Source organism: Streptomyces sp. NPDC058289, assembly GCF_042880975.1.
Lineage (GTDB): Bacteria > Actinomycetota > Actinomycetes > Streptomycetales > Streptomycetaceae > Streptomyces > Streptomyces stoeckheimensis.
Genome location: NZ_JBHVYI010000191.1, coordinates 1 through 3,812 on the forward strand (window position 1 = coordinate 1; position 3,812 = coordinate 3,812).

The following is a 3,812-nucleotide window of genomic DNA, read 5'->3' on the forward strand; positions in this document are numbered from 1 at the left end:
CCAGCTCCGGCCAGGGCACCGGCTCCGGCATCGTGATCACCGCCGACGGCGAGATCGTCACCAACAACCACGTGATCGACGGCGCCGGCGGGGCCAGGTCCGTCTGGAGCACGACCGGGACCTCCACCTTGCCGTCGCCCGCCCCCACGCTCAGCCCTTGGGAACCACGATGACGACGGTGCTGCACACCTTGTCGGCGAAGGTCTGCTTCTTGGCGTCCCACAGCGGCCACAGGTAGCCGATGTAGCAGGCGATGCCGTCGAGGAAGTGCGCCAGCTTGCGGACGAAGGCCATGCCGAAGCCGAGGACGTTGCCGTCGGCCTCGCGGCGCACGCTGATCCCGACGACCTTCTTGCCGATCGACTGGCCGGTCGAGCCTTCCTTGTAGAGCTGGAAGATGCCCATGCCGAGGGCGTAGAGCCAGCCGATCAGGAAGAAGACGCCCGGCCCGGAGGCACCCGCGTCGTCGCTCATGGCGAGGTCGATGAAACCGAGCGCGTACATCGGCCCCGCGATGATCAGACCGTCGAGGAGGGTGGCACCGACGCGCAGGCCCCAGTGCGCCAGCGGCGGCATTCCGGTGCCCGGCATGGGCGGCATGCCGGCCGGCGGGTACGCACCGTACGGCTGCTGCGGGGGGACGCCGCCGACGGGCTGCTGCGGGTACCCGTACTGCGGGGGGACACCCTGCGGCGCCTGCTGCGGGTAGCCGGGCTGGCCCTGGGGGTAGCCGGGCTGACCCTGCGGGGGCTGCTGCTGGCCGTAGGGGTTGTTCGGGTCGCCGAAGCTCATGGCGAAGTCTCTCCAGGGGTGTGGCGGGGACGAGCGGTCCGTGCGGAGGGACGTGGAACGAGCGGTTTGCCCCCCTGCGCAGCCGCGAACTTGCGGGGCCATGGTGTTAGTAACATCGGCCACTTGTCCAATCCGTCGCCACATGTGCCGTCCAAGTGATGGGACGGTAAACACGGCATGGAGTCCCGGACCCTGAGGACGGGTCCGGGACTCCGGGGGCCACTTCGCTGACCGCTTCTACAACGACCGGCGCCCGTACGGGTCACCGGTTCGGCGCCACGGCTACTTCGGCATCAGGACCGTGTCCACGATGTACACGGTGGCGTTCGCGGTCGGGACGTTGCCGCAGACCACGTTGGACGTGCCGTTGACCTTGTAGGACTCGCCCGAGCCGGCAGTGGTCACCTTTCCGGTCTCCAGCGTGGTGAAGGAGCCGTTCTCCAGCTGCTTCGGCGTCAGCTTCTCGCCGACCACGTGGTACGTGAGGATCTTGGTGAGGGTGGCCTTGTCGGCGAGGACCTTGTCGAGGTCGGCCTTCGGGATCTTGGCGAAGGCGTCGTTGGTCGGCGCGAACACCGTGATGTCCTTGGCGTTGTTGAGCGTGTCGACGAGCCCGGCCTGCTTGACGGCCGCCACCAGGGTGGACAGCGCAGGGTTGTTGGACGCGGCGGTCGCGACCGGGTCCTTGGCCATGCCGTCGAAGCTGCCCGCGCCCTCCTTCGGGACACCGGCGCACGCGGCGCCGAAGGGCCCGTCCGCGGTCATCGGCGCCGAGGCGTCCGCGGCCGGGGAGGAGGTGTCGGCGCTCGCCGCGGCGGTCGCACCGGAGGCCGAGTCCTTGCCGGAGTCCGAGTCGGAGCAGGCGGCCAGCGCGAAGGGCAGTACGGCTGCCGTGGCGACGGCAAGGGCGGTACGGCGGAAACGAAGGGTGTTCATGGTGTTCTCCAGACAAGGGGTTGGTGAATGCGGAATGCGGACTGCGGAATCGGGAAATACGGAACGGAGGGGGAGAAAGTGCGTGAAGTGGTGGGTAACCGGGGTCGCTTCGGTCAGCCGACCGTGACGAAGACGCCGTGCCGGCCGCTCGCGCCGTCCGGGATGGTGCGGGTCCGCAGCTCGGTCTGGACCTCGCCCCGGCCGTCCGTGGCGCGGACGGTCAGGCGGTGGCCGCCCGAGGAGGCCCTCCAGTCGAAGGACCACTGGCGCCAGGTGTCGGTCGTGGCCTGCGCCGCGAGCGAGGCCTCCTGCCACGCCCCGTCGTCGACCTGGACCTCGACCCGCTCGATGCCGCGGTGCTGGGCCCACGCCACCCCGGCGACCGTTACGGTCCCGGCCGGGATCCGGGCGAAGGGCTTGGGGGTGTCGATCCGGGCCTGCGTCTTGATCGGCGCCCGGCGGGCCCAGCCGCGCTTGACCCAGTAGGGGTCGTACGAGTCGAAGGTGGTGAGCTCGATCTCCCGGATCCACTTGCAGGCGGAGACGTAGCCGTAGAGACCGGGCACGACCATCCGGACCGGGAAACCGTGCTCGAAGGGGAGCGGCTCGCCGTTCATGCCGAGGGCCAGCAGCGCGTCCCGGCCGTCCATGACCTCCTCGACGGGGGTGCCCAGCGTCATCGCGTCCACCGAGCGCGCGATCAACTGGTCGGCCCGCCCGCCGCGCGACGGTGCCCGGACACCCGCCTCCCGCAGGAGGTCCGACAGGCGTACGCCGAGCCAGCGCGCGGAGCCGGCGTAGGGGCCGCCCACCTCGTTCGACACGCAGGTGAGGGTGATGTCCCGCTCGATCAGCGGGCGTTGGAGGAGCTCGGCGAAGGAGTAGGAGCGCGGGCGGGAGACGCCCTTGCCGTGGATGCGCAGCCGCCAGGTGTCGGCGTCGACCTTGGGTACCACCAGGGCGGTGTCGACACGGTAGAACTCCTTGTTCGGTGTGGTGAAGGCGCTGACCCCGGGAACCCGCAGGGCCGCCCCGGCCGGGATCGGCGCGGCGGGCGAAGCGGGAGCGGGCAGGCGTACCGCGGCACGGGAGGCGGCGGCGCCCTGGCCGCGCCGGCCGGTCAGGGCCCGGCCGAGGGCGCCCGCGCCGGTGGAGGCGATCGCGGTGACCGCTGCCGCGAGGAGGAAGCCCCGCCGGTTCCAGGCGGCGGGCGGGTCGGTGCCGTCGGCTTCGGTTCCGGGTCCGGTGTCGGTGCCGGCGGCATTGGCAGTGCCGGCCCCGGAGCCGTCGAGGGCTTCTGCCGCGGCGACGTCCCCTCCGGCGGGCCGGGCGGCGGCGCCGCCCACCTTGCCCACCAGCAGGTACAGCACCAGCGCCCCGGCCACCGCGCCCACCAGCGAGGGCAGTACGTCCCCCGCCCCGGCCGCGTCGGGCCGGCCGAGGGCGGCCGCCGCGCCGAGGACGCCGAAGGCGAGTACGCCGGCCGCCCCCGTACGGCGGTGGCGCAGGGCGAACACCCCGAGCAGGGCCGCCAGGAGACCGACGGTGGCGAGGATGCCGAGTTGGAGGACCAGCTTGTCGTTCTCGCCGAAGGCACGGATGGCGAAATCCTTGAGCGCCGCCGGAGTGCGGTCGATGGCCGCGCCGCCGATCACCGTGACCGGTCCCGCCTGCGGCCGGACCAGGGACGCGGTCAGCTCGGCGGCGGCCAGTGCCGCGTATCCCGCCAGCAGGCCGCTCGCCGCGGCGAGGGCACCGCGCTCGACTGTCCTTCGGTTGATGCTCACGACCCTCATTCGGCGCGGGATCCCTCCCGGATGGGTCGGTCATCCGATCAAGTGAAGAGCCGTTGGTGTGTTGACCCTTGTGCGGTGGGCGAGGGAGCAGGGGGTCGAATCCCCCTGCGACCCCGCACGCGGGCGGCGGCGCCGACGGCCACCGCCCGCGCGGGTCCTCCGGTCCCGGCGGCGCTCAGGAGTGGCGACCCACTCCCCGCCGGTCCGGAGGACCACCGGCCCCCCGCCCCGTTTCCGGCGGCGGGCCGGAGACTGCGGGCCCGAGACAGCGGCTCGGGGCCGGGGTCA

The 3,812-nt window shown here is 72.4% G+C and carries 3 protein-coding genes and 1 pseudogene; 1 reads left to right on the forward strand and 3 read right to left on the reverse strand.

The features are described from left to right. Window positions 1–128, forward strand: a pseudogene (locus tag ACFVX6_RS40650) (serine protease); the annotation flags it as partial. Window positions 129–150: 22 nt separating this feature from the next. Here ACFVX6_RS40650 and ACFVX6_RS40655 read toward each other — a convergent pair. The 3 genes from ACFVX6_RS40655 to ACFVX6_RS40665 form a co-directional block, all read right to left on the reverse strand. Continuing rightward, a complete protein-coding gene (locus ACFVX6_RS40655) occupies window positions 151–792 on the reverse strand; it encodes an RDD family protein (protein ID WP_389699615.1) in 642 nt (213 codons plus the stop codon). Window positions 793–1,074: 282 nt separating this feature from the next. Further along, window positions 1,075–1,728: a fasciclin domain-containing protein gene (locus ACFVX6_RS40660; RefSeq protein WP_389699616.1), complete on the reverse strand. Its 654-nt coding sequence runs from the start codon at window positions 1,726–1,728 to the stop codon at window positions 1,075–1,077. Between the two features lie 113 nt (window positions 1,729–1,841). Beyond that, on the reverse strand, window positions 1,842–3,524 hold the full coding sequence (locus tag ACFVX6_RS40665; protein WP_389699617.1) for a molybdopterin-dependent oxidoreductase: 1,683 nt from the start codon (window positions 3,522–3,524) through the stop codon (window positions 1,842–1,844). Window positions 3,525–3,812: the final 288 nt, after the last annotated feature.

Bases quoted from the DNA above. Each gene is read 5' to 3' on its own strand.
- ACFVX6_RS40655 (WP_389699615.1), bottom strand. From the start codon at position 792: ATGAGCTTCGGCGACCCGAACAACCCCTACGGCCAGCAGCAGCCCCCG.
- ACFVX6_RS40660 (WP_389699616.1), bottom strand. From the start codon at position 1,728: ATGAACACCCTTCGTTTCCGCCGTACCGCCCTTGCCGTCGCCACGGCA.
- ACFVX6_RS40665 (WP_389699617.1), bottom strand. From the start codon at position 3,524: ATGAGGGTCGTGAGCATCAACCGAAGGACAGTCGAGCGCGGTGCCCTC.